This window comes from Enterococcus sp. C74, from assembly GCF_040887125.1.
In the GTDB taxonomy this organism is placed as follows: domain Bacteria; phylum Bacillota; class Bacilli; order Lactobacillales; family Enterococcaceae; genus Enterococcus_B; species Enterococcus_B hirae.
Genome location: NZ_JBFOFA010000011.1, coordinates 43,406 through 69,798 on the forward strand (window position 1 = coordinate 43,406; position 26,393 = coordinate 69,798).

A 26,393-nucleotide genomic window follows, 5' to 3' on the forward strand; every position below is an offset into this window, starting at 1 on the left:
AACATGATTTACAAAGTATATTATCAAGAATCAAAAATCCGTAATCCTAAACGGGAAGAAACAAAATCACTTTACATTGAAGCAAATAGTGATGTTGACGCACGTCAACAAGTGGAAGAAAATACCCCATACAACATTGAATTCGTTCAACTTCTAGAAGGCAGTCATCTAGAATACGAAAAAGAAAATGCTGAATTCACATTAGTGGAGTTTTAAAATGAAACTTTCCATCAAAAATAATGAGACAGGCGTCTTTGCTATTGGTGGATTAGGTGAAATCGGGAAAAACACGTATGGGGTACAATTCCAAGATGAGATTATTATCATTGATGCTGGAATCAAGTTTCCAGAAGATGATCTGCTTGGGATTGACTACGTAATTCCTGACTACAACTATATCGTTCAAAATATACACAAAGTGAAAGCACTGGTGATCACGCATGGACACGAAGACCATATCGGTGGCATTCCTTATTTGTTGAAACAAGCGAATATCCCTATTTATGCTGGGCCATTAGCGCTTGCACTGATTACCAATAAGTTGGATGAACACGGATTGCTTAGAGATGCACAATTGCATGAAATCAATGAAGATACCGTGATTCGTTTCAGAAAAACATCGGTCAGCTTTTTTAGAACAACCCATAGTATCCCTGATGCGTTGGGTGTCGTTGTAAAAACACCTTCTGGTAATATCGTTGCAACAGGTGACTTTAAATTTGATTTCACCCCAGTCGGTGAACCTGCTAACCTGCACAAAATGGCACGGATCGGTGAAGAAGGCGTACTCTGCTTGCTATCAGACAGTACAAATGCTGAGATCCCAACATTTACAAAATCAGAAAAAACGATTGGTCTTTCGATCCTAAAGATTTTTGAGAAAATCGAAGGTCGGATCATTTTTGCCAGCTTCGCTTCAAACATCTTCCGTCTACAACAAGCAGCAGATGCAGCGGTTGCTACCGGCAGAAAAATTGCTGTTTTTGGACGCAGTATGGAAAATGCGATCGTTAACGGCCAACGTTTAGGCTATATCAAAGTCCCAGAAGGAACCTTCGTTGATGCACATGAAATCAATCGATTACCTGCGAATGAAACGATGATCTTATGTACTGGTTCTCAAGGTGAACCGATGGCTGCTTTAAGTCGTATTGCTAATGGTACCCATCGCCAAATCCAGATCCAACCAGATGATACCGTCATTTTCTCAAGCTCACCAATTCCTGGGAATACTACCAGCGTCAACCATTTGATCAATTTATTATCTGAAGCTGGTGCAGAAGTCATTCATGGGAAAATCAACAATATCCATACTTCTGGACACGGTGGTCAAGAAGAACAAAAGCTGATGCTTCGTTTGATGAAGCCTAAATACTTTGTTCCAGTCCACGGAGAATTCAGAATGTTGAAGATCCATGCTTCCCTTGCTCAAGATACTGGTGTACCTGCTGAAAATTGCTTTATTATGGAAAATGGAGATGTGTTGGCTTTGACTAGCGAAACCGCTCGTCCAGCCGGACATTTTATTGCCGGTGACGTCTATATCGACGGTAGCGGGATCGGTGACATTGGAAATGTTGTTTTGAGAGACCGTCATTTGTTATCTGAAGAAGGACTAGTTCTGGCAGTTGCTACTGTCGACATCAAAAAGAAAGAAATTTTAGCGGGACCTGATATTTTATCACGTGGCTTTGTTTATATGCGTGAATCAGGTGAGATGATCAATGAGGCGCAACGCATCCTTTTCCATGCATTGCGTGAAGTGTTAAATGCTCCTGATTGCTCTGAACATAAACTGAAAGAAGCCATGACAGGCGCTTTACAACCTTTCTTATTTGAACGAACAGAAAGACATCCAATGATCCTTCCAATGGTGATGACACCTGATGAAGAAAAATAAATGAAAAACTTATAATGGCTGCATGCGCCGACTACCTACATAGATGGGTAAAGTTCGGCACAGTTGTCCATTATAAGTTTTTTTGTAACAAAAAAGAGCGTAATCACTTACGCTCTTAACATGTTTAAATAGGTGAACAACACTTATTTAGTTTACTCGCTCTACTTAAGCTTTTTCAACATTAGCAGCTTGTGGGCCACGATCTGATTCTTCAACATCAAAAGTCACTGCTTGACCTTCTTCTAAAGTTTTGAATCCGTCACCTTGGATAGCTGAAAAGTGAACAAAAACATCGCTTCCGTCTTCACGTGAAATAAAACCAAATCCTTTTTCAGCGTTGAACCATTTAACTGTTCCGTTTTCCATTAATAATACCCTCCTCGTGCCTAAGCACTTAATTGATTGTAACATTGCTCGCGTACGATAGAGGTGCAACAGATGTTTCAACTTCTATTCCCAAACAAAATTACAATATAATTGTACACTTGGTTCTTTTTTTTTGCAAGAAAGCTACTTCCACTTATTCAATTTATTCCTCTTCCATCAATCCCTCCTCTCTCAGACTAAAATACTGTTTGCATCCAATGATCAAATGATCTAAGACATCGATTCCCATCATCTCCCCACATTTTTGAACTCTTTTAGTAAAAAGCAAGTCTTGTTTAGATGGAAGAACATTCCCCGAGGGATGATTATGAACTAAAATAATTCTCGCTGCAGAATATCGAACAGCATAATGGAACACTTCTCTTGGATGTGCGATCGTTTGATCCAGGGAACCAATAAATAGCGTTTTTTTCAACAATACTTGATTCTTAGTATCCAAATAAATACAAATCAAATGTTCTTGTTTGTGATCCTTTAATTCTATGATCAATTGATGCGCCAATTCATAGCTGGCATGGATCGTGGGTTGTACCGCTACATGCTGTGTTTGGATTCTTTTTCCTAGCTCGATCAGTGCTTTGATTTCAAGAGCCTTAACCTGACCAATTCCTCGTATTTTTTCCAGCTCAGACAGCGTTGCCTGTCTTAACAGTGCAAGTCCACCAAATGTTTTCAACAAATTACCTGCTAGTTCCAAGACATTATAGGGATGCTGTCCCGTGCGTAATAAAATAGCAAGTAATTCTTGATCAGAGAGTGCTTTCTCTCCGTAAAGCAGCATTCGCTCCCTTGGAAGTGAGGTTGCTGGCACAGCATCCAGCAAATTTTTTTCCATAAAATCCCCCCTTTCTTCTTCTCACTAATAAGATACGAAAAAAGGGGGGAGTTATTTTTATTTTTTTAGATATCCTGGTACTTCGTGTAGAGAAGATAAAACTGCTAACGTTTTTTGTTGCAAGTCTTCTGAAGGAGCCAACAAATCTGGAATCATAATCACTGGGATCTCCGCACTTGCTGCTGCAAGTATCCCGTTTTTAGAATCTTCCAGAACCAATGTTTCTTGTTTTTTCGTTCCTAGATATTCATGGGCAAGCAAAAAGATTTCTGGATCAGGTTTAGCACGTTTGACATTTTCTGCTGAAACAATCGTTTCAAAATAGTTTGTCAGTTGGTTCTTTTCCAATAATAGCTCAATAATATGACGTTGGTTACTAGAAGCGACAACTTTAGGTATTCGGTGTTCTTCTAAAAAGTCCAGTAATTCGATTACTCCTGGTTTTAATTGCACTGCACCTAAGGAAAACCGTCTGATCGTTTCTTCATAAGCATCATTAATGAATTTTTGGACATTGTTTTTCCCAAAACTTGCAAAGATCTGATGATAATTTGCCCAAACCTCTTCATCTGATACACCTAGATATTTTAAATACAATTCTTTGTCGTAAGGAAAGCCCATTTGATCAGCAACCATTTGCGAGGCTTCATAGTAGACGATTTCTGTGTCAAAGAGTAACCCATCCATGTCAAAAATGACAGCTTTATAATTCATTTTTTCCTCCTAACTGTAACAATAGTGTTCGTACTTCAGAAATAAAGTAAAGGGAACCTGTAACCACTAAGACATCTTCATTGGTCATTTTTTCTAATATTTCAGCTAAACCAAATTGCCATAATGAAACAATTGAAACTGTTTCATCTACAAGATCAGTCACGGAGCTTAAATCCAATGCTTTCGGGTGTTCAAACGTCGTTAAATACAAATGCGCATTAGGAACTGCTTTTAATTGGGTTAGCATTGCTTCTACATCTTTTGTACTTAGTGCAGAAAATAAAATATTGATCCGATAATCTTTGAACTCTTTCTTCAAATTTTGAACCAAACGGCTGACTGCATGTGTATTATGAGCGCCATCTAAAATAACAAAAGGTTCTTCACTTAATTTTTCCATTCGTCCAGGCCAGTGCGCTTTTTTCAGCCCTTTGCGAATTTCTTTTTCACTAAATGGTATTCCTGTCATCTTGCAGTAAACTTGGTATAGTTCAATTGCCATACCAGCATTTTCTGTCTGATGTTGTCCAATCATGCCAATCGTAAGCGAGGTCATTTTTCCATGCTCATTATGAAATGAAAATACTTCTCCCCATCGCTCAGCTGGATGTTGATAAGTAACTTGATAGTTTTCGCCAAAAATATGAAGGGGGGCATTTCTTAGTCTAGCCTGTTTTTTGATTACTTCTAAAGCTCTTTCTTCGATATTTCCCGTAACGACAGGCACCCCTTGCTTGATTATTCCTGCTTTTTGGGCAGCGATTTCTTCAATTGTTTCTCCTAAAATATCCGTATGATCCAAGCCAATCGTGGTGATTCCTGTAAGTAATGGTACGGCAACATTTGTTGAGTCTAGTAAACCGCCTAACCCAACTTCAATAATAGCAACGTCGACTTTTTGACACAAAAAATAATCAAATGCCATTGCTGTCAGCGTTTCAAACTCAGTGATTCCGGCAACTGCTTCAAATCGATCCAAATGTTCAACAAGTGGTCGGTATTTTTGTACAAGCTTGATTAAGTCTTGATCTGGAATTTCTTGTCCATTGATCGAGATTCGTTCATTAAAAGATTCAATATACGGCGAAGTAAATGTCCCCACTGTCAGACCTGCTTCTTCTAGTAGACATCTCAGATACGTAACCGTCGAACCTTTTCCGTTGGTTCCTGCGATATGGATCGTTTTCACCTGTTTTTCAGGATGCCCGACTATCTCTAATAATGCCTCCACTCTATCTAGTCCCGGACGAGAGCCAAATGGCAAGCGGCTATGGATCCAGGCGATTGCTTCTTCTATTTTCATCAACGTTTCCCCCATTCCATATTTATTATAGCAAAAAGCAAGCGGAAACACAGAAAAAGACGTAGTATATGTAAAAGAAGAAGAGATACTGAATAGCCAATTCTGATTCTACTTATTTGTGCTGACGTCTTGCTTTTTACTTAAAAAAAGAGCGGAAATGTTTTTCAACTACTTTCCGCTCTCTTTTGCATTTGTACGATTGTTCGAATGTCAGATTACTGGATTGTTCTTAAGCTGTGGATTCTTTCTGTAACTGCTGCTTGTTTGTCCAAATAATCTTTTTCTTTTGCCCGCTCTGCTTCAACCACTTCTGCTGGCGCATTGGCAACAAAGCGTTCATTGCCTAATTTTCCTTGTACTCGTTTCACTTCATCTGTCCATTTCGCTAGTTCTTTTTCTAACCGTTTGATTTCTTCTTCGATATTGATCAAACCTGCTAATGGTAAGAAAATTTCTGCCCCTGTCAATACAGCTGACATTGCTAGATCAGGCGCAACGATTTCACTTGAGATCGTTAGCTCTTCTGGATTACAGAAACGCTCGATATAGCTGGTATTTTCTGTTAAGAATTGACCGATTTTCGGATCATTGATCTTAATCATTAATGTAATTGGTTTTGATAATGGTGTATTCACTTCAGAACGAATATTACGTACGGAACGAATTAGTTCTTTGAGTACTTCCATCCCTTTTGAAGCTGTTTCATCATTAAATTCCGGATGAACCACCGGATAATCAGCAACTACTAAAGAAGTACCTTGATGTGGGATGTGTTGCCAAATTTCTTCAGTAACAAATGGCATAATTGGATGCAATAGACGCAAAATTTGATCTAACGTATGCACCAAAATACTTTGTGTTGTTTGTTTTGAGACAGCATCATCACCATACAAGACTTCTTTACTCATCTCGATATACCAGTCACAAAAATCATCCCAAATAAAGTTATACAACTGACGCCCAGCTTCCCCAAATTCAAAATGATCAAAGAGTTCAGTAACCTTAGCGATCGTTTCATTTAGACGTGTCAAGATCCAGCGGTCTGCCACAGTTTTCTCGCCAGTTAGCGTAATATCTTCAACTGTCATGCCTTCACTGTTCATAATAACAAAACGTGAAGCATTCCAAATTTTATTAATGAAATTCCAAGCTGCATCCATTTTTTCATAGCTGAAACGGACATCTTGACCAGGTGCTGAACCGTTTGATAAGAACCAACGTAAGGCATCAGCGCCATATTTTTCAATCACTTCCATTGGATCAATGCCGTTTCCAAGAGATTTACTCATCTTACGTCCTTGTTCGTCCCGAATCAACCCATGAATCAAAACATTTTCAAACGGACGACGATCTGTAAATTCTAAGCTTTGGAAAATCATTCGACTAACCCAGAAGAAGATAATGTCGTAGCCAGTTACTAATGTGCTTGTTGGGAAATAGCGTTGATAATCAGCACTATTTTCATCTGGCCATCCCATCGTTGAAAAAGGCCATAATGCTGAACTAAACCAAGTATCTAATACATCTGGATCTTGTACCCACTCTTCACTATTTTCTGGAGCTTCCATCCCTACATACATTTCACCCGTTTCTTTATGGTACCAAGCCGGGATTTGGTGTCCCCACCACAATTGACGAGAGATAACCCAATCGTGAACATTTTCCATCCAACGTAAAAATGTTTGATTAAAACGTGGTGGGAAAAATTCAACTGCATCATCAGTCTCTTGATTTTTCATTGCTTTCTCAGCTAATGGAGCCATTTTAACAAACCATTGTGTGGACAAGCGTGGTTCAATGACTACTCCCGTACGTTCTGAATGCCCAACATTATGGATCATTTTTTCAATTTTGATCAATCGTCCGATTTCCTTCAAATCAGAGACAATCGCTTTACGTGCTTCGAAACGATCCATACCTGCATATTTTCCAGCTAAGTCATTCATCGTTCCATTTTCGTTCATCACATTTACACGTGGCAGATCATGACGGTTACCTACCTCAAAGTCATTTGGATCATGCGCAGGTGTAATTTTCACTACGCCTGTTCCAAATTCCATATCAACATACGTATCTGCAATAATCGGAATTTCTTTATTTACTAATGGTAAAATTACTTTTTTGCCGATCAACGCTTGATAACGCTCGTCTTCTGGGTGTACAGCAATCGCTGTGTCACCTAGCATAGTTTCTGGACGAGTCGTTGCAATTTCCACTACACCCGAACCATCGGCCAGTTCATAGCTCATGTGGTAGAAAGCACCTTCAATCTCTTTGTGGATCACTTCGATATCCGATAAAGCAGTGCGTGCTTGTGGGTCCCAGTTAATAATGTATTCACCACGGTAAATCAAGCCTTTTTCATAAAGTGTCACGAATACTTTACGAACAGCTTCTGACAAGCCATCGTCTAGTGTAAAACGTTCACGACTATAATCGAGAGATAAGCCCATTTTTGCCCATTGTTCACGGATATGGCTTGCATACTCTTCTTTCCATTCCCATACTTGATCCACAAATTTTTCACGTCCTAAGTCATAACGCGAAATTCCTTGTTGACGAAGCTTTTCTTCTACTTTTGCCTGTGTAGCGATCCCTGCATGGTCCATCCCAGGTAACCACAAGGTATCAAAGCCTTGCATCCGTTTTTGACGAATCAGCATGTCTTGTAAAGTCGTATCCCAGGCATGTCCTAAGTGAAGTTTTCCTGTAACATTTGGTGGGGGGATTACAATTGAATAGGGTTTTGCTTTCTGATCGCCACTTGGTTTGAACAAATCTTGTTCCAACCATTTTTCATAACGGCCAGCTTCAACTTCTTGCGGATTGTATTTTGTTGATAGATTTTTTTCTTCCGTCATACTGATGTCCTCCTTAAAAATAAAAAAAGTCCTAAAATACTTTCGTATTTTAGGACGTATTGATTTACGCGGTACCACCTAATTTGTAGCAGTTTCCTACTACCTCTCATGTGAGTTAACGATCACGACTCGTTTATCTCTAGGTTTTATCGGTTTGCTGTACACGATAAAGGGTTCAAGATAAAAACTCCCAAGCTACCTTCACTAGTCTCTCCTAAGAACGTCCCACCATCTCGTTCTCTCTCTAAAAGGCTGTAACTAGTTACTCCTCTTGATCAACGTCATGCCTCATTTTACAATGGTTCAATTTTAAAGTCAATAAAAGACGGTAAGAATCGTATTTCCCCAAATAGTACCTCTTTAGGCTTATGATTCGCCTATTATAAATAATTGACTAAACAATAAGCAGTAGTGACAATGTTTGCTTATTCAGAACGTGACTGTTCAAATTAATTTTTTAACTCTCTTACAGAAGACTGATTTTTTCCTGCTTCCTTCATCTCATTTAGATTATTAGCCTTATTTGTAGACTGATTCATTCGCTCCTCTAGTGTTTGAATTTTTATTACATGGTGACTATTGGGCGTTTGAGGTGATTTATTTGTTAGAGATTGATCCCTGATTTCCTTGGGAATTGGTGTTGGTTGAATACCAGCGGACTTCTCTTGATTTAGACTATCAGCCACATTTGTAGACTGATTCATTTGCTCCTCGAATGTTTGATTTTTTATTACAAGGGACGTTTTGGTTTGTTTATCTGTTAGAGAGTGATTACTGATTCCGAGAGGTGTTAATGTTGGTTCAATACCTGCAGACTTTTCTTTAGGTTGCTCCTTTTTTCTCTCTGGTTCCTTTACTGAATTACTTATTAGAGACTGATTACTTGTTCCCTGAGGCATTGGAGTTGGTTGAACATCTATATTCAGTTCTTTAAGTTGCTTCATTTCCTGTCTATGTGAGTGTAATTTCTCGAAACTCTCAACTAGTCTTTTAATTTCCCCTCGATTCTGTTGGTGTTCTGAGTCTTTATTAAGATACCCTGCCGTGTATTTAGGATTTATATTTTTAAATACACCAGATGAATATACCAAGAAAGACAAAACAACCTGGGAACAACAATGCTCATCCTTGATTAGTAATTCTTCAATCTGTCGATTCACATCAGACACTAATAGGTTATTCGGACTTACGTAAGTATTTACAAACTGCTTAATCTTATCGCTTTCCTGTTGCCACCACTCCCTTTCGAATGGAGTCAGCACCTGATTAAGATTCTTAAAATATTTATTATTGTTACCCTCAACTTCATTAATCGTTACCTTCTTAAGATCAACAGAAACTAAAGGAATTTGTTTGCTACACTCGTCAATGACACTTTTTAATTTGGGATATGTATGTATAAAATGTTGTATCTTTTCTTTTTGATTAAGGATATTTGAAAATTGCTCCTCTATACTAAGTCGATCATCTCTAAATTCGTACACCTCAATCACACTATATTTCATTTGTTTTTTAATTTCTTCTTTTTTATTATTTAAATCTTTTTGAAACGTCTCAATTACTTTATTGACTCTGACTTGTTTTGTATTTTTTTTATTTTTTATCTTCAATAAACTATTTTTAATCTTATTTATTACAACTTGGGATTCACTTTGCCGCTTTTTTTCATCCATTGATAAACATTTTTCCGTCCAATTGATGACATCCGATTCAGTAAAATTAATATTTTGTGAACGAAGTGCTTCTTTAATTGATTGAAGGAGAGACTCAGCTTGTGAAAGGTCCTTGGTTTCCTTTAATAGTCCTTCTCCGTCATCCCCAAACCTTTTTTTAAATCAGTTACATCACTTGAATTTCCCCATTCTCTACTCATTACAGAATAAATGACTGTTGATAAAGTCTCTCCCTCCTTTTTTTGCTGGAGTGCTTCTTCGATTTTTGGAAGTAGTTCTTTTTTTGTCTGATAATCTTGTAATAGATTTAATGCTTTTTCCCTATCCGAACGATTCGAACAATCAATTCCTTCTTCACTTAGTGTATGATTAATCGTTTCCAGTATTATAGGAAAAAGGTAATCTACTTTTTGTTTTTTTAAATCTTTTCTTACTTCCCCCACTATATCAAGACCTTTTATTTTATCAATAGGGGCAAGTATTATAGTTTGTGCTTTTTCTCCCATTTCCATGCTTATTGCGGATATTCTTAAGATCACTTCTTTTTCATTCAAAATTTTGTTTGTTTGAATCTTATCCTCTTCATTTAAATAAGTGCTTAATTGATTATTGACTTGTTCAAAGTTTTTTTCCGTCCAGTTTGGGTAATTAACTTTTAACTGAAGCATAATCGTTGCGATCTGCTCGGGTTTTAATTGCTTGAGATAATCATTGTTCGCCAGTTTATTATCAATTGATCGAAGTCCATTCATGTGTCGCTGATTTTCGATTTCACTCAGATCTTTTTTCATCATTTCCGATAAGGAACTATTTTTTTTTGCTTCTGTCTCCTTTAATTCTTCTTTAAATGCCTGAACTGTTTCAAATTTGTGCCATTGATTTTCACCAAAAACAAGTCTCCCTAAATAGGATAACTGTTTTTTTGACTCTGGAGAATTCAATAATCTATAGAATCTATCAAATCGGTCTATTTTTGCCCCACTATTCAATAAATCTTCTAATTGATCCCCTAAATCTGATCGATTTTCTTTTTTTAGTTTTTCGATGATACTTTTTTTATAAAATTCTAAACGGTCCGTTTCTTTGAAGGAAGTATTGACATGTTGCCTAACAGACTCTTTTACTAATGTGGACTGAGACTCAACATAAATTTGTGTCATCACCTCAACTGTTCCTTGTTCTTCTCCTCTTAATATTTCATCATATTTTACAGCCAACTCTGGGGTTACTTCTTTAGCAATCAAATAAACGAGCTCTTGATCAAGGATTCTTTTTTTTGTGATTATGGTACTTTCTTTTAAATTTATTTTTTTAAAATATGGAAGGCTATTACCAATAAACGGCGAATCACTATGATTTGTAGCTATAGAAATATATGTTTTTTTTTCAGCTTCTGATAAATTCTTTCTTTGGAGAAGTTTAGAAATTATTTTATCATCTCTCAAAAAGTCAAAAAACCATTTATACTCATTATTCTTAGATGATCTATTCATCGTTTCAAAAAATCCATCAATTACGATTTCTCTACATCCTTCTTCATAATCTAGCTCCATATTGACTAATTGTTGATAGTTTACACTGCCCTCGTTTAATAGTTCAAATGTACGAGCTAAAATATCCTCTTTGACTTTAGCTGAGTCCATGCCATATTGTAATTCTATACATATCTCTTTAATTTTTTTCTCGATTTCATCTGTCGATAATTTTATTTTATTAATACTAAACAAAACATTCTCATGAAAAAATTTATCACCATCCACAGATAAACTATTAGTTAAAGATGTTAATAAGTTGAGCTGTTCTGTCAGATTTCTAGTTGGAACCATTAGAAGATCAAAAAGATGAATCTGATTTATTACATTATCAGAATTTTGTTGAAAATAGAGACAAGATTCCACGATCTCTCTCGTTATTACTCTCTCTTGTTTCAGCATCATTATCAGCTCATCAAGAGTTTCAAATCTGTTAATTGCCGTCCCCCCTCTTAATGTATCCAGTAATTGCTGATAGTCTGCAGTTATTTTGTAAGGGAATTTATTCAACACTGCTTTCATTTGGTGGTATCCTTCACTTGTTTTGTCCGAAAACCGTTCCATTTCCATAAGAATTGTATTTTTTACCTTCTCTTGATTCATTTTTACCATCCTTTACATTTTTTTGTTATAGCATCCGTGGCTTGTCTGTTTTGCTAGACATTCATATCTAGCCTGAATCATAAGAATTAAGGATTGTTCCTTTTATGTACATTCAATCAAATCTTAAACTTCATTAGTATTTTTTACTCCAACTTGTTTCATAACCGCCTCCTTCAGATTAACTTTTTTCTTACAACAGTGATTCTATCCATTGCATTCATCTTTATTACTGTCATTCACTCCTAAAAAAAGGTTTCTTCTTTCAAAAAAACCAGTTATTTTATAATCCCTGCACACGATGATACAATGAACTGAAAGCTATTATATCAGTATTATGATTGTAAACAAACAAAAATAGATATAAACATGCGTTATAAAAAACGCTTAGAAACATTGGCTCTAAGCGCTAAAACTATGGATTGTCATAAAAAAACTTCTGAATATTTCTCGTTAAAAAATATAAGCGTTTGCAATTCTGTCGTCAAATCAATGTATTGAATATTCACATGCTTGGGTACGATCACTCGGTCAGGAGCAAAGTTTAAGATCGCTGATACGCCACCTTTCACAATTTCATCGATTGCTGACTGGGAGTGTTTACTTGGAACCGTTGAAATCGCAACTGTTACTTTTTCTTTTTTGACGATTTCGCCAAACTGTTCGATTGGATAAATAAATTGACCATCGATTTCTTGGTTGACGATTTTAGGGTCATTGTCAAATACACAGACGATATTCAAATTTTCATTTTTTCTAAAATTATTGTGCTTTAAAGCTTTCCCTAGATTCCCATACCCAACTAAGGCAATTCGTTTTTCCTCTTCCGTCTTTAAGATCCGATCAAATACTTCGATCAGATAAGGCACTTCATAACCATAGCCACTGCGCCCCAATTCACCTAAATATGAAAAATCTCTACGGATCGACGCAGAAGGTACTTGGGTGATTTGACTAAATTCATTTGATTTAATCCGCTTCACACCTGAATCATTGAGCATTTTTAAATAACGTAAATATAAAGGTAGTCTTTTAGCTGTTGCTTTTGGTAAAACCGCTATTTTTTCTCCCATCTTCAAACTCCTTTGTTAATTTCTTCACATAGTCAGTTTATCATTTATCCTCTCTTAGAGCAACAGTAGGGAACATAAAAAAGAGTCTGGGATTGACTCCAGACTCTTAAATAAGTGTAAGAACAAATAAAAAGTAATGTTTTTAAAGTATGTTTTATTAAACATAAAAAAACGGTTCAATCTACTTTCTTATTCTTGTCAAAGCTCACGATAATTTCAAGACTCTTATAACAAATCAGCAAATTCTTCTACTTGTTCAGCTTCGGTAGCTGTATGGATCGTTTCCATTTTTAAACCAGAAAGAGCTCGTTCGATCATTTCTTCGATTGGTAAACGTTCTTCGTATTGATGAACTTTATCAAGTCGTGGTCGGGTCTTTGGTTGAGGTGGGGCAAAAATCGTACAGCAATCTTCAAATGGTTGGACTGAAAGCTCAAAGGTATCGATTTGTTCAGCTACTTCAATGATTTCTAATTTATCCATCGTAGCAACTGGACGAATGATAGGCGTATTCGTTACTTCATTGATAGCAACCATGCTTTGTAAGGTCTGGGAAGCTACTTGTCCTAAAGACTCCCCATTAAGGATAATCAACCCATGGCGTAATCGGCGGATCTCATCCGTTAATCGCAGCATCATCCGTCGAGTAATCGTCATCCAGTACCCTTGCGGAATGTTTTTCTTGATTTCTTCTTGGATCTCAGTAAACGGTACCTCGATAAACTCGATTTTACCGACATAAGGAGTCAATTTTGCTGTTAAATCTTTTGCTTTTTGTAATGCTTGCTCACTCGTGTAAGGTGGACTAGCAAAGTGGACCGCTTCAATTTCGACACCACGCTTCATGGCAAAATAACCAGCCACAGGTGAATCGATTCCACCAGACAACATCAACATGCCTTTACCGCTTGTTCCCACTGGCAATCCGCCTGCTCCTTTAATCGTTTCATAGGATAGGTAAGCAGCATCTCGACGGATTTCTACCCGTAGTGGAATATCTGGTTTGCGCATTTGTGCTTCTATATCAGGGAAGATATCTACCACCGCATTTCCTAACGTTTGATTTAATTCATTACTTGTTAATTCAAAGTCGTGGTCACTACGTTTCGCAATAATTTTAAAGGTTTCTTTTCCTGTATAGACTTCTTTCATGATAGCTTGAACTGCATCTTTTAACTTTTGAACATCTTTTTCGATTCGAATACTTGGTGAGAAATTTTGGATACCGAAAATTTTAGCCAATTTAGGTATAACTAATGCACTATCAGCACCATTTAACAGTAGGTGCATCCGGTCACGATCAGCATGGATCTTGATTTCGGGAAAATCACTCAATGCTTGACGAACATTTTGAGCAAGTTGCATAATAAAACTTTTACGGTTTTTTCCTTTTGTTGACAGTTCACCATAGCGGACCATGATTTCACTATATTTCACAAAAACACTCCTTATTGATTAATTGATGGTTGAAAATTTCTTATATAATTGTTTAAAAATGATCATAAATTGTTCTACTTCTGCCATAGAATTACTTTCATCTAAACTAATGCGAACAGCTGACGTAGCTAAATCATCAGGCACATGCATGGCATGCAACGTGCTACTTGCAAGGTGTTTACGAGAAGAACAAGCACTAGTTGTAGAAATAAATATTTGTTTTTCTTCTAACGCATGAACAAGGACTTCTCCTCGAATCCCTTTGAGTGAAAAACATAAGATATGTGGTGCATAATCTTCTCCCTCTGAAAAAATAGTCACTTTTTCATAGGCTTTCAAAGCGTTGATCAATGCCTCTTTTAAATGTTTGGTGTGATCTGGCTTTTGAAGTTTTCGATCCAGTGCAATTCGTAAGGCTTTCGCCATTGCGACAATCGCAGGAACATTTTCTGTTCCACTTCGTTGATTTTTTTCTTGGCCACCACCATTAAGAAGCGGTGCTAAACGTCGTCCCTTCTTCCAATAAATAAAACCTATACCCCGTGGTCCATGAAATTTATGAGCTGAAAACGTCGCAAAATCAACTCTTTCGGTCAGCCATTCAGATAAAGAAACTTTTCCGATTGCTTGCACAGCATCCACATGAAAATGGATTTTAGGGTATTCTTTTAGCAACTCACTGATTTCTAAAATTGGTTGGATTGATCCAATTTCGTTATTGACTGCCATGATTGAAACCAATACCGTGTCTTTACGAATTAGTTTCTTCAATTCATCAACAATGACAAATCCTTGATTATTTACTGGCGCTATACTAACTTCTACCCCTAGAGATTTAAGTTGTTCAGCTGTTTCACTTACAGCAGGATGTTCTATCCCAGAGATGATCATGTGGTTTCCATATTCACGTTTTTCAATCATCGTCCCTTTAAGTACCCAATTATCGCCTTCTGTCCCACCAGAAGTAAAATAAATTTCATCTGGAGTAACAGTGATCAGCTCAGCAATTTGTTTTCTAGCTTGTTGTAACAAACGGTTTGCTTGATTGCCTAAATCATGCAAACTTGACGGATTCCCAATAATCCGCTGACTTGTCTTTATATAGGCATCTAAACTTTGCGGAAAGATTGGGGTTGTCGCACTATTATCAAAATATATCATAAGAAACCCCTCTTTTTTGAAATTCTTTACTATTATAACGGTTGTCCCAATTGCTTTCAAGAGGAGGTTGTTTTTTCAGAAAGTTTCGTGTAATTGAACACGCAAAAAGACAACACTTGGTGGATTGACCAGTGTTGCCTTTTTAGTTAGTTTTATTAAACTAAATCAGGATTCTTAAAATAAAAATCTTCAATTCGCTTGAAAGCACCAGGTTCAACACGTTCGAGTGCTGTACCGATTTCATCCAGAGCTTCTTGATAATGATGTTCCTTATTGAATAAGTAATAACTTTTATCAATTGCTTCTCTGATTTCTTCATGTGTGTGGCGATAACGATTTGCATACTGTAGCATTTGTTCTGTCAGTGCTGCAGCATCCACTAAATCATGCGTTTTCTTATCAAGTAAGTCTAAATCTTCTTCACATAACGTAACTAAGCGATTGACTTCTTCCATATTGACTCTGATTTTATTTAGCACGATACTTAGCTCTTCAATCCGATCAGTTGCCACAAAGAAAAATTCTAAATAATCATTTGGTAGACCAGGCAAACGTTGTTGTTCCACAAAACGTTTCAAATTACGCAATTTAAATTCGAAAGTATCAATTTTTTCTTGCGCTTCTTTTTCACCTTTTCTTAACTCGTGTAGTGAGTCATCGATTTCAACTTGTTGGTTTTCGATATCTTCTAAAACTTTGAATACTTTTTTATAGAAAGTCCGTACTTCAGAATATGGTAACAAGTGTTGCTGGATTTGTGGTTTCATCTGTTCGTTTTGACGTTCGATTTCTTCCACTTCTGTTTGGAATCCGCGTACTCGACCAATTTCATTATGATTCAACGCATAACTTTGAGCAGTATGATCTAACTCAATCAATAATTGACGATTGTTTTTTGTGGCATGTTTGATGTATTGTTCAATGGTTGCTTGATTGGTTGTGACATAATTTTGGGCTTCCATTTCCCGCTCTAGAATGTCGTAGAGCGAATCAATCATACTAGCAGTTTCACGATTCTCGAATTCAACCGTTTCAACTTCTGTTTTTTCAAGATTTGCTAATGAACTTTCAATACGATGGCTTACTTTTTCAATCTCACCAACAAGATCTTCTTCTGGGAAAACATATTGTTCCTGCATCAATTTTTCATAAGTTTGCTGGATTTCTTCCAGTTGTTCTGGGAAAGTAGTGTTCAAATCTTCAAATAGCGGTGGAACTTTTTTCATCAATGCTTCAACTTCATACGTATGTTTTTCTGCTTTATCCAAAACTTCTCGAGCTTCAACAGGATCACCTGAAGTATTCAATGCAACAAATTGCGTGAATTCATTTTCGATCATCTTGACTTGCTTTTGTAATTCAGGAAACGCAGGACCGTATTCTTGCTCATCTTCTCTGATTGTTTCTTTCAGTTCTTCATAGACATCCAAAGCTTGCTGAACCGCTAGTGAATTACGTTCTTCTGTTTCACGTAACTCTTTTAGTCCATCACGAATCTCAGAAACTTTCTTTTCCATTTGGTCCATGGTTTTTTCTGCTTCGATCACAGCTTTTTTACCTTTTAAAAATCGGAAACTCTCATTAAGATTTTCTACTTCAAAAATTTGACTTTCTAACTCAGCAAACGAGGAAGTGGATATGTCATTCCATTTTTGACTCCATTCACGAAAGGTATTTTGGCTTTGCCCCACCAGATGCATTTTTTTAACATCATCGACTTCTTCAATCACAGGCAAGTCGAATAATTCTTCCTTGCGCTTTTCCAAGGCGTCCAATCGATCTTGGTTTTTTTTCTTCATATAGTAACTAACCAAAAAGACGACTAGGGCGACTATAATGATTGCTATGACGATTCCGATGATAACATTATTTCCCATTTAAGGTACCTCCGTTTTCAATATGCATCTATTTTTTATGCTTAGTTAAATAATTTGTGTGCATAAAACAATAAATACGTCTTCCGTGCAAAAGACATCTATTGTAAATTATAACACACAATTTTTAAGCATTCACTAACTTCATCGAAAATCTTTTATTCCTACCTAGAAAATAGCATAACCAGTATGAAACGCCGGTTTATTTTGGTTTGTTTCGTCCATTCAAGACTGTTTCTTTCGAGTCGCTTGGGCGATTTGCCGTTGAATTTCTTTGGCGATCTTAGGTTCAGGGGCACACTGCTCTTCCCAGTTATCAGGTTTTAATACCTTATTCGTGACCGGATGATAATGTGGTTTACCATCTGGGAATAATTTCCCCATGTTTGCTTGGTGAACGATCTCAAATATCTTCGTAGGATCAACACCCAATAATGAAAAAGAACCATAAGTAAAATATAAAAGATCGGTTAAAGCATCGACTTGCTCGATCAAAGGTGCTTGTCCCCATTCTTTTTTAGTCAACATTTTTTGTTCTGCTTTCTCTAATGCTTCGTGAAGAGCTGTTACTCCTTCGTGTAATTGTTCCTGATCTCCCTGACAATTGGCCGCAATCAATTCGACTAATTCTTCGATTTTAAATTCTGCACGATAAATGGCTGCTTGTTTCGAAAATGCAGTCGGTACATCAGGTGAACGAGGGTCAAAAATTTTATGAAACTCTTCTACTTGTTGAAAGGGTGTTTTCTCAGACATCTTTTTCTACCTTCTTTTCTTACTTCTCTTAACATTTTAACTGAAGTCTAGTCTATCAACTGTTTTAGTAAATCAAACCATAATGCTTCAGTCCTTGATAAATTCCGTCTTTTTCATTGGTATCCGTCACATAATCAGCAGCTTGCTTAACTTCTTTTTGAGCATTCCCCATAGCAACCCCGATTCCGACACCTTCCAGCATCTCAATGTCGTTATAATGATCACCAAATGCCATGATCTCGGTCATTTCGATCCCCATGTCTTTGGCAAAGGCTGCAATTCCTGAAAGCTTTGAACCACCTTTTGGAATGATATCAACGGTATACGCATTGGACCGTTGAAAGCTGCACTCCGGAAACCGCTCTTCTAATTTTTCTTGTTCTGATTCCTGACTCAATAAAATACATTGGTAAATTGGCTCATCAAGAATCTCCAGTGCCTCATATCGCTTTTTCTGTCGATGTGGGCTAAAAATTTGCAGTCCTTTTTTCATCAATCGAACGGGAAATTTTTTTGGTAATAAACTAACTAAACGTTTGATCAAAATCGACTGTCCTAATAGCATCGTGGTCGAACCAGCTAGTTGATCTCTTCCACCAAAAATGATCTGGCGATGGTTCTTATCAGCATATTCCACGATCTTACTTAAAACGACTTGATCAAATGGTTGATCTACAATCGTTCGTTCGGCAGTAAATACCAATTGTCCATTATAGACAACATACATATCTAATTCCAATTCATCAATCACTTCTTTGATTTTAACTGGACTCCGCCCAGTTGCTACACCACACAATATCCCATTTTTTCTGGCATAGCTAATCGCACGTTTAGTCGAAGCAAGTGCTTTTGAACGGTCGTTGACTAATGTGCCATCAATATCAAAAAAAATTGCTTTGATCATTCAACGCTCCCTCTCTAAAATAAATCCATTTGTTGTGGGTTTAAGCCTTCCGGTTTTATTTTTAATATTTTTTGTAAAGCTAACGCATTTTCTGCAGCATCTCCACCAGAATTGTTGTTAAAGATAATTCCGATTTCTTTCGTTTTTGAGCTAACAGAATCAATAGCAGTTGCTAGTTCTCTCAGTTCCTGCTCAGAATAGCGATAAAGAGTTCTTTTTTTACGCCAATCTTTATCATTGGCCTGCCAACCTTGAGCATTTCTTCCGTGAAACCTGAAAAGAGCAAAGTCTGGATTCGTGATGAATGGGTCAAAAGGAACTGTTGTGTTTAACAACTGTGGTTCATCAATTACTGCCAAAGAAAATTCTGCTCGAGTCATGAAGCTTCTCGTGCGCTCAACGAATTCCTCACTGTACCACGAAAAGTCCCGAAGTTCGATTGCTACCGGATAGCCAGCAAACCATTTTCGAAGCTTACGTAGGTATTGTACACTTTCCTTGGTGCATTTAAAGGAAGCTGGAAATTGGACTAAAAAACAAAAAAGCTTGTTCGCATCACTCATTGGTTTCATTACTTCCAGAAATTTAGCAATCATTTCTTCTTCTGTTTGATAATATTTTTCCCAGTCTCCTTGACCACTAATCCCTTGATACGCCTTAACAACAAAACGAAAATCATTTGGAACCTCTTGCACCCATTTTTCTACCGAAGTTCGTCTTGGGATTCCATAGTAAGCTGTATCAAGCTCCACTAATGGCAAATATCTAGCATACTCATAAAGTGTGTTATTCTTTTTTCCAGTCAATTTATCATGTTCTTTAAATGAGGTTAATCCGATTCGTATCATTTCAAGCCACCTTTGCTTTTCCATCCAAAAATCAACTATGTATAGTGAGATTTACTACTCATTGCTCAATGCCACGGATAGCAAAACTCTTTCATATAGTATACAATAAGCGTTAAAGCCTATGCAAAATTATATGTAAGGAAGTCCGAAAAAAAATGAAAAAAATTCTAATTTTACACACTGGCGGAACGATTGCCATGAGAGAAAATCTTTTAACTGGTGGAGTGAGTCCTGATGTTGTGAATCCTTTGCTAGATGCTGAAATTGAAATTCCAGAAAATGTTGATTTAGTAATAGAAGATATCTTTAATCTTCCTTCACCTCATATCATGCCTAAACATATGTTAATTTTAAAAAATCGGATTAATGAAGCCTATCATTTGGGGTTTGACGGTGTTGTAATCACTCATGGAACAGATACGTTAGAAGAAACCGCCTTTTTCTTAGACACGACGATTGGAGATAAACTGCCGATCGTACTAACTGGCGCTATGCGATCCAGCAACGAATTAGGGAGCGATGGGCTGTACAATTTCGAGAGTGCTATTCGAGTCGCTAGTTGTAAGGAAGCCAATGGAAAAGGTGTATTGGTCGTAATGAACGATGAGATCCACTCCGCGCGTTACGTGACCAAAACCCACACGACAAATGTTGCCACTTTTCGTACACCCACATTAGGTCCAATTGGTCTAGTAACAAAACATCGGATCTTATTTATGCAAGAATTACTAGAAACTACACGCTTAGATATCACTTCAGTCAATGGTACGATCCCAATCGTTAAGGCTTATGCGGGGATGCAAGGTGATCTATTAGAAGCTATCGCCCATACCAAAGTAGATGGCCTAGTGATCGAAGCTTTAGGAGCTGGCAATTTACCACCACAAGCTGTAACAGCTTTGAAAAAATTATTAGTACAAAAAATCCCAGTGGTCTTAGTTTCCCGGTGTTTTAATGGGATAGCAGAACCTGTTTATGACTACGAGGGTGGCGGAAAAGAATTAGCAAACATGGGGATTATTTTTTGTAATAGCATCAATAGCCAAAAAGCTCGCATCAAACTACTGATTGCCTTGAATCACGGGTTAAAAGATCAATCATTGATTTCGTTTATTACTCAATAAGTTATAGCTAAATCACATACGAAAATTCCTGACATTAAAATTCCGTTCTAAAAAAAATCCAGAGTTCGTTTAGCAATTGAACCAATTTTACGCATTCTTTTTTCAATCATGGAAGGTTATCGATCCTTGCCTATTACTGGATATCCAAAAGTCTTATTTCCATGTTAGAATGTCCAAAAGTATGAACACCTAAAGAATTCTTTATTATTCAGCACTTCGGCAATCAATCAAAAAAGAGGTTGAGACAAAAGTGTTCAGCATCAAGAAATAAGAAGGAATTTCCGAAAATTGCTTCTCAAATTTTTGGTAAATTTCGGCTTATTTCCGAAGATGCTACTTTTGTCTCACCGTGAACAAGAGGTCGTGAAAAGAGTGTTTTGACCTGAGCGTTAAGGATGGAAATCTCGAAACAGCTTCCCATGTTTTGAGATTTTTTGACTTATCGCCGAAGGTCAGCTCTTTGAACACCGTTTATCCGTTTTTAGAGATACTAGAAGAGACTGAGACAACTTTTGTCTCAGTCCCTTTTTTCCCTTGTTGTTCCTGCTTATTTCCCAGAGCTAGACACTTCTGCGACAACCTCTTTCCGATTGAAACATCGTTTGCTATTAGCAGTTTATTTATTTTTCCAAGTGATATTTGCTTCACAATAGAGTTGTTCTTGCATTCTGATTTCATGTCTTGTTTTCACACCATGTTCCATCTCTACTTGTTCATAATGACTTTCAATTTCATTTCCATATTCCACTTCTTTGTCAAAACGGATCAAAACTTTTTCTGGTACATGTGTCGTCAAGAAATCATAGCCTAAGACATCAATAATCCAGTTGAAATACATGGCATTGTTCACATGTTGGTTACTATCGATATCATAGAAACGCACGCGATAAGGTAACATCGTGCCCGATTCGATCTTTTCTATTTTTTCTTGCCGTTTGATTTTTTTGATTTTTTCGCTTTCAAACGGTGCAATAATTTCTTCATTGACGCTACTCATTTTCCGATTCACAAAATCCATTAATACAAAAACTGATTCTATTTTTACCAGTTCTGTACCTTCTTCATCATGAATCCAAAAATTACGATAACAAAAGAATTTATTGTACTCCATGGCTTGTGTTGTTATAGAAATCGTCTCTCCTACTTTAGGCAAACGAGTGATTGTCATTGAATAATTGGTAATGACCCAAGTCAGTCCAAAACTATTGACAAATTTACTGCCACGATCAAGCGCATCACTTTGATCTTCCGATGTCTTGATCACGATTCCTAACATTGATGGAAATGTCATGGTCTGATTAATGTCACATTCATAATATGAAACTTCATGTTTTTTTGTATATCTCTTTGCCAAAAAAACACCCTCCTCTTATCTTTTCGCTAATAATTGATCCACTTGTGAACCATAACTTTCCCCAAACATATTTAGATGGGCTAACAAATAATATAACTGGTAAATCGGCAATCGCTTTTCCCAATTTTTTTCCAAAGGATAGACCATTTGATAACTTTGTAAAAACTCTGGACGAAATCCACCAAATAGCTGGCTCATAGCTATGTCCTGCTCACGATCACCGTAAGAAACGGCTGGATCAACGAAGACTGGTTCTCCTTGCTGATCAAAGAACACATTACCACTCCACAAGTCGCCATGCAAGAGGCTAGGGACAATCTTTTTATCACTAAAGTTTTCTAACACATATTGCTTAAAAGAAATAAATGTTTCTTGGCGGTTTTGATTCCAATGGTTGTTTTTTTGTGCCAAAGCAATTTGACTTTCTAGACGATTTTTGAAGAAGAAAAGCCACCAATCTTCTTCCACATGATTGAATTGCGGAACGGTCCCTAAATAGTTATCCTTTCGATACCCAAATTGAGGAGCGGTTACCTTGTGCAATTTCGCCAAAGAAACGGATAGATCTTTTTGATCTCCTTTACCAGGTTCGATCCATTCCATCAAAAGATAGGCACCATCTTTTTGTTCACCCAGCATGTAAGTTTCAGGTACTCGAACGTAGGGAGCTAGTTCTTTTAACCCATCCACTTCCGCTTCAAAAAAAGACTTTCCAATATTAGGATGAAGCTTTAAGAAATATGATTTATTTTGCTCTTCAATTCGATACGTTTGATTAACGTCCCCACCAGTGATAGGTATCACTTTGCCTTCTAATTGGATTTCTGCTAACACCGACTGAATATTCATCTCTACTCCTCCTTACATGCTTTTCCAACCTATTTGTTAGCTATCATTATATCACAGAGAATCTAAAACAAAGAAAATGAGTCTAGTAACTCTTTGTTCAACAGTAAAAGTCCATTGCTCATATTTATAGATAAAAAAAGAGAGGCTTCTTTCAAAATTAGCAACCCTACTAATTTCGAAGACTAACCTCGTCTTTCTTTCAATCCCTCATTTACTTTCTTTTTCAGTAATCTGAGACACCAATTCGTCTATTTTCTTCATACTTTGAGTAGAATTAGCTTTTTAAGCCAATGCGCCCATTGGATCCCAAGGAGCTAAAACGATTGGTTCTTCATTGAAGGCTTGGAGTTGCTCTTTCGACAACAAATCTTTGCGAACAACGATTTGATACGTGTATTCGTTCATCCAATCGTCACTCATTACAAAAAATCCTTTATTGCCGACTTTTTCTCCCCAGCTATTTTCGACTTTCCATTTCGTTGATTTCCCATCAACAAGATCGACTCCCGTCAATACCATCGCGTGGGTCATTAAGCTTTCACCATAATCTAAACGTTGTGCTTTAGTCATCGTAAAATCTACATCGAATAAGTCATCCATGTCGTAAACATCCAGTGCCATGACCCCACTATCTCTAGTTGAAGATTGTCCGACATCACAACCAAACCAAACAGACTCTCCTTGTTCCAGTTGGGCAACAGCCAACTGTTTAAACGTTGACATATCTACGTTCAAATAACGAACTTCTTTCCCGCCAACCACATTACCTAACATTTCTACAGTGTAAGAACGATCAAAAGGTTTGTCTTTTGTCGGTGCATTGATGATGCTAACGTAATCATCTAGTTTTACGCCAATATATTTATCATAAAAGAGTTGAGGTGTAAGCTGTTGGTCAATATGATAATTGTTTTCTTCGTCACGGTATTCAAAATCAAATTCTTTTGGTGGTGTTCCTAAGGAGATGGCTAAAAATTGATAGATTCCTTCTAGCATTTCCTCTTTTTTTGCTTGAATCGCTTCAGCAGTTTCACCACCGGCAATCATTTCACGTAAGACCGTCGCATCTTTACGCAACAATTTATTCAAGTAATTATTTAAATCTCGTGAATTTGAACTATTTGCACTTTCTGGCATAACAGATTTAGGAACTACACCATATTTCTGGAAGAGGGAAACGATCATATCCCATTGTCCGCCATCTTGTTGTGGGGTTGTTAATAAAAAGGCTACTTTTCGGCTATCTAAGGCATCATTCCCTGTTGCGATAATATTTTCATAAAAATAATTAGCTTTTTCATATTTGTCCCAGAAAAATGTATAGTTTTGTGATAATTCAAATTCTTTCAAATGGAATTGATTGAGCAATTTATGTCGGAAAGTATTTAATGCTGCAAACATCCAGCAACGACCAGATTGTTTCTGATTTGAAACCTTTCCCGTTGATAAATCAATTGAAAAAACCGGTGTATTAGACACATGGGCAGCCACATTTTCAGCAGAAGCGGTGATCCCATTTTTTACTACCGCTCTTTGTAGAGCTTGTTGCTTGTTGTTTTCTTCAAAACCTTTTGCAAATTTTTTCGTCATTTCAGGTGTAATAGCTTTCATCCAATCATCCTTCCAATCAAAAATATATCTTTAATTCTACCCTTAAGTGGTTTGAAATACAACGACTCACTTTTAATCGTTACAACAAATCGACTGAATCCCCCTCACGACAACCCTTTTTTGTTATTCTCAAAAGTTTTTGAGAATAACAAAAAAACCACAGCTTAGAGGCTGTGGTTGAAGTACTCCGGCAGTAGGACTCGAACCTACGACATCATGATTAACAGTCATGCGCTACTACCAACTGAGCTATGCCGGAATCAAGTACATGTATATAATATCAATTTATCTTAAATAACGCAATACTTTTTTTACATATTTTTTTGTTTTTTCACAAAAATCACTGCACAAAATTTGTTATTTATACAATTTAGAATGATCATCCTATGAAACCAAATTTTTTTTGTTTTAGATATTGACAAAATTGATTATTTTCGTTATTCTATTACTTGTATTAAGAAATCATGCCGCTTTAGCTCAGTTGGTAGAGCGCTTCCATGGTAAGGAAGAGGTCGCCGGTTCAAGCCCGGCAAGTGGCTTACTTAGATAACGTAACCTGTTGTTTTAACAATAAGGTTACGTTGTTTTTTTATCTTCATTTTTTTAAATACTATATGATTTTATAGCTAATAAAACTAAGCTGTAATGAATAGCTAGTTGTAAATAAACGTAAAGGACTAGAGCCTTAGATATAAATCTTACGTTTACTCTAATAACGAGTAAACAGTGTTCAATCAACCACTCCTTGCAATAAGCCTGAATTTTTCATAATATGAGAAGCTGTTTCAAGATCCCCATCCTTATTGGCCCTGCAATTACTCATCGCAGTTTCTACTTAGTGAGCGCTCAGATCAGAACGCTCTTTTCGCATCCTCTGATCTACGATGTTCCAAGTAGTATCGAAAATAAGCTGGAGAATCCCAAAAATAAGAAGAACTATTTTTGGATTCTCCAGCTTATTTCTCAGTGCTAAACACTGCTGTCACAACTGCATGTCTTTAAGGGCGTAAATCAACTAGAGGGACTTGGTTATCCAAAGTTCCACTAGGGGATTCAAGTTTAAAACTATTTAAACGGGGGTCTAAAGTTAACGTCATCGTTTCATCCATGTACATTTTTGAATAGTCTTTGATATAAATGGCTCCCATATCACTGTCAATCTTCATTGGATAGTCTGTTTTCTCTTGTTTGCTAGCTAATAACAATAGACGGAAGCTCGTATCTAACGAACACACACCCATCTTAGAATACTTACCCACACCATCATCTAGGTCAAGAATGATGGTGGCACCTTCTTGGATATACTTTTCTAATCTTTCCTGCGCTTTTTCAGAGATTTTTAAATACATATTACCTTCCACCTCCAACTCTCATTACCTTACGATGCTAGCACGTTTCTTTCTATGAAGCGAACCATCTGCTCAGTTCCCGCCTAAACTATTCCTTTTGTTAAAAGTTATCTTTTGAAATACCAGACTAATCGCATCCATTAAGAAAAAACTATTGTTCAATCGCACTGATAAATTAACTAGTCTTATACTGTGCCCAAAATATATAAAGACAAAAAAACACGATAGAAATTCTATCGTGTCTAAAT

General features: G+C 36.9%; 21 protein-coding genes, 2 tRNA genes and 1 other annotated feature. Of the genes, 4 read left to right on the plus strand and 19 right to left on the minus strand.

Annotated features, from left to right (window positions below; translation table 11 throughout):
* The first annotated feature begins 3 nt into the window (after positions 1-3).
* Together AB3H93_RS12535 and AB3H93_RS12540 are read left to right on the plus strand one after the other, a co-directional pair.
* Positions 4-216, plus strand: coding sequence for a DNA-directed RNA polymerase subunit epsilon (locus tag AB3H93_RS12535; RefSeq protein WP_010718722.1), 213 nt, complete (start codon positions 4-6; stop codon positions 214-216).
* A gap of 1 nt (position 217) precedes the next feature.
* The gene (locus AB3H93_RS12540; protein ID WP_010718723.1) at positions 218-1,900 is read left to right on the plus strand and encodes a ribonuclease J; all 1,683 of its coding nucleotides are present in this window, start codon (positions 218-220) and stop codon (positions 1,898-1,900) included.
* A 165-nt stretch (positions 1,901-2,065) separates the two neighbouring features.
* On the opposite strand, the gene AB3H93_RS12545 is transcribed toward AB3H93_RS12540, so the two are convergent.
* The 14 genes from AB3H93_RS12545 to AB3H93_RS12610 all read right to left on the minus strand — a co-directional run bounded on the left by AB3H93_RS12545 (position 2,066) and on the right by AB3H93_RS12610 (position 19,858).
* Positions 2,066-2,266, minus strand: a complete 201-nt coding sequence (locus tag AB3H93_RS12545; RefSeq protein WP_010718724.1) for a cold-shock protein — start codon at positions 2,264-2,266, stop codon at positions 2,066-2,068.
* Positions 2,267-2,429: 163 nt separating this feature from the next.
* Positions 2,430-3,122: a DNA repair protein RadC gene (gene radC / locus AB3H93_RS12550; protein ID WP_034698946.1), complete on the minus strand. Its 693-nt coding sequence runs from the start codon at positions 3,120-3,122 to the stop codon at positions 2,430-2,432.
* 57 nt (positions 3,123-3,179) lie between these two features.
* The gene (locus AB3H93_RS12555; RefSeq protein WP_010718726.1) at positions 3,180-3,836 is read right to left on the minus strand and encodes an HAD family phosphatase; all 657 of its coding nucleotides are present in this window, start codon (positions 3,834-3,836) and stop codon (positions 3,180-3,182) included.
* The gene (locus AB3H93_RS12560) at positions 3,826-5,139 is read right to left on the minus strand and encodes a folylpolyglutamate synthase/dihydrofolate synthase family protein (RefSeq protein ID WP_368020646.1); all 1,314 of its coding nucleotides are present in this window, start codon (positions 5,137-5,139) and stop codon (positions 3,826-3,828) included. The genes AB3H93_RS12555 and AB3H93_RS12560 overlap by 11 nt, the downstream gene beginning before the upstream one ends.
* 215 nt (positions 5,140-5,354) lie before the next feature.
* Positions 5,355-8,000 (minus strand): valine--tRNA ligase, encoded by a 2,646-nt coding sequence (locus AB3H93_RS12565; protein ID WP_368020647.1) that lies wholly within the window; start codon positions 7,998-8,000, stop codon positions 5,355-5,357.
* Between the two features lie 47 nt (positions 8,001-8,047).
* Positions 8,048-8,288: a binding site (T-box leader), on the minus strand.
* Between the two features lie 161 nt (positions 8,289-8,449).
* Entirely contained in the window at positions 8,450-9,673 is a 1,224-nt protein-coding gene (locus tag AB3H93_RS12570; protein ID WP_368020649.1) for a hypothetical protein, read from the minus strand.
* A 122-nt stretch (positions 9,674-9,795) separates the two neighbouring features.
* A complete protein-coding gene (locus AB3H93_RS12575) occupies positions 9,796-11,808 on the minus strand; it encodes a hypothetical protein (RefSeq protein WP_368020650.1) in 2,013 nt (670 codons plus the stop codon).
* A gap of 422 nt (positions 11,809-12,230) precedes the next feature.
* Entirely contained in the window at positions 12,231-12,878 is a 648-nt protein-coding gene (locus tag AB3H93_RS12580) for a redox-sensing transcriptional repressor Rex (RefSeq protein WP_368020651.1), read from the minus strand.
* 225 nt (positions 12,879-13,103) lie between these two features.
* On the minus strand, positions 13,104-14,315 hold the full coding sequence (gene thiI / locus AB3H93_RS12585; protein ID WP_010718731.1) for a tRNA uracil 4-sulfurtransferase ThiI: 1,212 nt from the start codon (positions 14,313-14,315) through the stop codon (positions 13,104-13,106).
* Positions 14,316-14,333: 18 nt separating this feature from the next.
* The gene (locus AB3H93_RS12590) at positions 14,334-15,476 is read right to left on the minus strand and encodes a cysteine desulfurase family protein (RefSeq protein WP_010738070.1); all 1,143 of its coding nucleotides are present in this window, start codon (positions 15,474-15,476) and stop codon (positions 14,334-14,336) included.
* A gap of 155 nt (positions 15,477-15,631) precedes the next feature.
* Positions 15,632-17,353, minus strand: coding sequence for a septation ring formation regulator EzrA (locus AB3H93_RS12595; RefSeq protein WP_010718733.1), 1,722 nt, complete (start codon positions 17,351-17,353; stop codon positions 15,632-15,634).
* Between the two features lie 222 nt (positions 17,354-17,575).
* Positions 17,576-18,106 carry a haloacid dehalogenase gene (locus AB3H93_RS12600; RefSeq protein WP_034698938.1) on the minus strand — a complete coding sequence of 177 codons (531 nt, stop codon included), beginning with the start codon at positions 18,104-18,106 and terminating at the stop codon, positions 17,576-17,578.
* A gap of 64 nt (positions 18,107-18,170) precedes the next feature.
* Positions 18,171-19,010: a Cof-type HAD-IIB family hydrolase gene (locus tag AB3H93_RS12605; protein ID WP_034698936.1), complete on the minus strand. Its 840-nt coding sequence runs from the start codon at positions 19,008-19,010 to the stop codon at positions 18,171-18,173.
* 14 nt (positions 19,011-19,024) lie between these two features.
* Positions 19,025-19,858 carry a DUF72 domain-containing protein gene (locus tag AB3H93_RS12610; protein WP_010718736.1) on the minus strand — a complete coding sequence of 278 codons (834 nt, stop codon included), beginning with the start codon at positions 19,856-19,858 and terminating at the stop codon, positions 19,025-19,027.
* A 155-nt stretch (positions 19,859-20,013) separates the two neighbouring features.
* Here AB3H93_RS12610 and AB3H93_RS12615 point away from each other — a divergent pair, with 155 nt between their 5' ends.
* Positions 20,014-20,982 (plus strand): asparaginase, encoded by a 969-nt coding sequence (locus tag AB3H93_RS12615; RefSeq protein ID WP_311817232.1) that lies wholly within the window; start codon positions 20,014-20,016, stop codon positions 20,980-20,982.
* Between the two features lie 616 nt (positions 20,983-21,598).
* Here the strand turns inward: AB3H93_RS12615 and AB3H93_RS12620 are convergent.
* The 4 genes from AB3H93_RS12620 to AB3H93_RS12635 form a co-directional block, all read right to left on the minus strand.
* Positions 21,599-22,336, minus strand: coding sequence for an acyl-ACP thioesterase domain-containing protein (locus AB3H93_RS12620; RefSeq protein ID WP_034698929.1), 738 nt, complete (start codon positions 22,334-22,336; stop codon positions 21,599-21,601).
* A gap of 15 nt (positions 22,337-22,351) precedes the next feature.
* The gene (locus tag AB3H93_RS12625) at positions 22,352-23,185 is read right to left on the minus strand and encodes a fructosamine kinase family protein (protein ID WP_096710020.1); all 834 of its coding nucleotides are present in this window, start codon (positions 23,183-23,185) and stop codon (positions 22,352-22,354) included.
* Between the two features lie 282 nt (positions 23,186-23,467).
* The gene (locus AB3H93_RS12630) at positions 23,468-24,796 is read right to left on the minus strand and encodes a C1 family peptidase (RefSeq protein WP_342081888.1); all 1,329 of its coding nucleotides are present in this window, start codon (positions 24,794-24,796) and stop codon (positions 23,468-23,470) included.
* A gap of 185 nt (positions 24,797-24,981) precedes the next feature.
* A tRNA-Asn gene (locus tag AB3H93_RS12635) sits at positions 24,982-25,055 on the minus strand.
* A 207-nt stretch (positions 25,056-25,262) separates the two neighbouring features.
* Between AB3H93_RS12635 and AB3H93_RS12640 the strand changes: the two genes are divergently transcribed.
* A tRNA-Thr gene (locus tag AB3H93_RS12640) sits at positions 25,263-25,335 on the plus strand.
* Positions 25,336-25,794: 459 nt separating this feature from the next.
* On the opposite strand, the gene AB3H93_RS12645 is transcribed toward AB3H93_RS12640, so the two are convergent.
* Positions 25,795-26,145, minus strand: coding sequence for an iron-sulfur cluster biosynthesis family protein (locus AB3H93_RS12645; protein WP_010718741.1), 351 nt, complete (start codon positions 26,143-26,145; stop codon positions 25,795-25,797).
* Between the last annotated feature and the right edge of the window lie 248 nt (positions 26,146-26,393).

Excerpts from the sequence above, each read along its gene's own strand:
- AB3H93_RS12535 (WP_010718722.1), top strand. The coding sequence starts at position 4 with ATGATTTACAAAGTATATTATCAAGAATCAAAAATCCGTAATCCTAAA.
- AB3H93_RS12540 (WP_010718723.1), top strand. The coding sequence starts at position 218 with ATGAAACTTTCCATCAAAAATAATGAGACAGGCGTCTTTGCTATTGGT.
- AB3H93_RS12545 (WP_010718724.1), bottom strand. The coding sequence starts at position 2,266 with ATGGAAAACGGAACAGTTAAATGGTTCAACGCTGAAAAAGGATTTGGT.
- radC (WP_034698946.1), bottom strand. The coding sequence starts at position 3,122 with ATGGAAAAAAATTTGCTGGATGCTGTGCCAGCAACCTCACTTCCAAGG.
- AB3H93_RS12555 (WP_010718726.1), bottom strand. The coding sequence starts at position 3,836 with ATGAATTATAAAGCTGTCATTTTTGACATGGATGGGTTACTCTTTGAC.
- AB3H93_RS12560 (WP_368020646.1), bottom strand. The coding sequence starts at position 5,139 with ATGAAAATAGAAGAAGCAATCGCCTGGATCCATAGCCGCTTGCCATTT.
- AB3H93_RS12565 (WP_368020647.1), bottom strand. The coding sequence starts at position 8,000 with ATGACGGAAGAAAAAAATCTATCAACAAAATACAATCCGCAAGAAGTT.
- AB3H93_RS12570 (WP_368020649.1), bottom strand. The coding sequence starts at position 9,673 with ATGGATGAAAAAAAGCGGCAAAGTGAATCCCAAGTTGTAATAAATAAG.
- AB3H93_RS12575 (WP_368020650.1), bottom strand. The coding sequence starts at position 11,808 with ATGAATCAAGAGAAGGTAAAAAATACAATTCTTATGGAAATGGAACGG.
- AB3H93_RS12580 (WP_368020651.1), bottom strand. The coding sequence starts at position 12,878 with ATGGGAGAAAAAATAGCGGTTTTACCAAAAGCAACAGCTAAAAGACTA.
- AB3H93_RS12590 (WP_010738070.1), bottom strand. The coding sequence starts at position 15,476 with ATGATATATTTTGATAATAGTGCGACAACCCCAATCTTTCCGCAAAGT.
- AB3H93_RS12595 (WP_010718733.1), bottom strand. The coding sequence starts at position 17,353 with ATGGGAAATAATGTTATCATCGGAATCGTCATAGCAATCATTATAGTC.
- AB3H93_RS12600 (WP_034698938.1), bottom strand. The coding sequence starts at position 18,106 with ATGTCTGAGAAAACACCCTTTCAACAAGTAGAAGAGTTTCATAAAATT.
- AB3H93_RS12605 (WP_034698936.1), bottom strand. The coding sequence starts at position 19,010 with ATGATCAAAGCAATTTTTTTTGATATTGATGGCACATTAGTCAACGAC.
- AB3H93_RS12610 (WP_010718736.1), bottom strand. The coding sequence starts at position 19,858 with ATGATACGAATCGGATTAACCTCATTTAAAGAACATGATAAATTGACT.
- AB3H93_RS12615 (WP_311817232.1), top strand. The coding sequence starts at position 20,014 with ATGAAAAAAATTCTAATTTTACACACTGGCGGAACGATTGCCATGAGA.
- AB3H93_RS12625 (WP_096710020.1), bottom strand. The coding sequence starts at position 23,185 with ATGAATATTCAGTCGGTGTTAGCAGAAATCCAATTAGAAGGCAAAGTG.
- AB3H93_RS12630 (WP_342081888.1), bottom strand. The coding sequence starts at position 24,796 with ATGAAAGCTATTACACCTGAAATGACGAAAAAATTTGCAAAAGGTTTT.
- AB3H93_RS12645 (WP_010718741.1), bottom strand. The coding sequence starts at position 26,145 with ATGTATTTAAAAATCTCTGAAAAAGCGCAGGAAAGATTAGAAAAGTAT.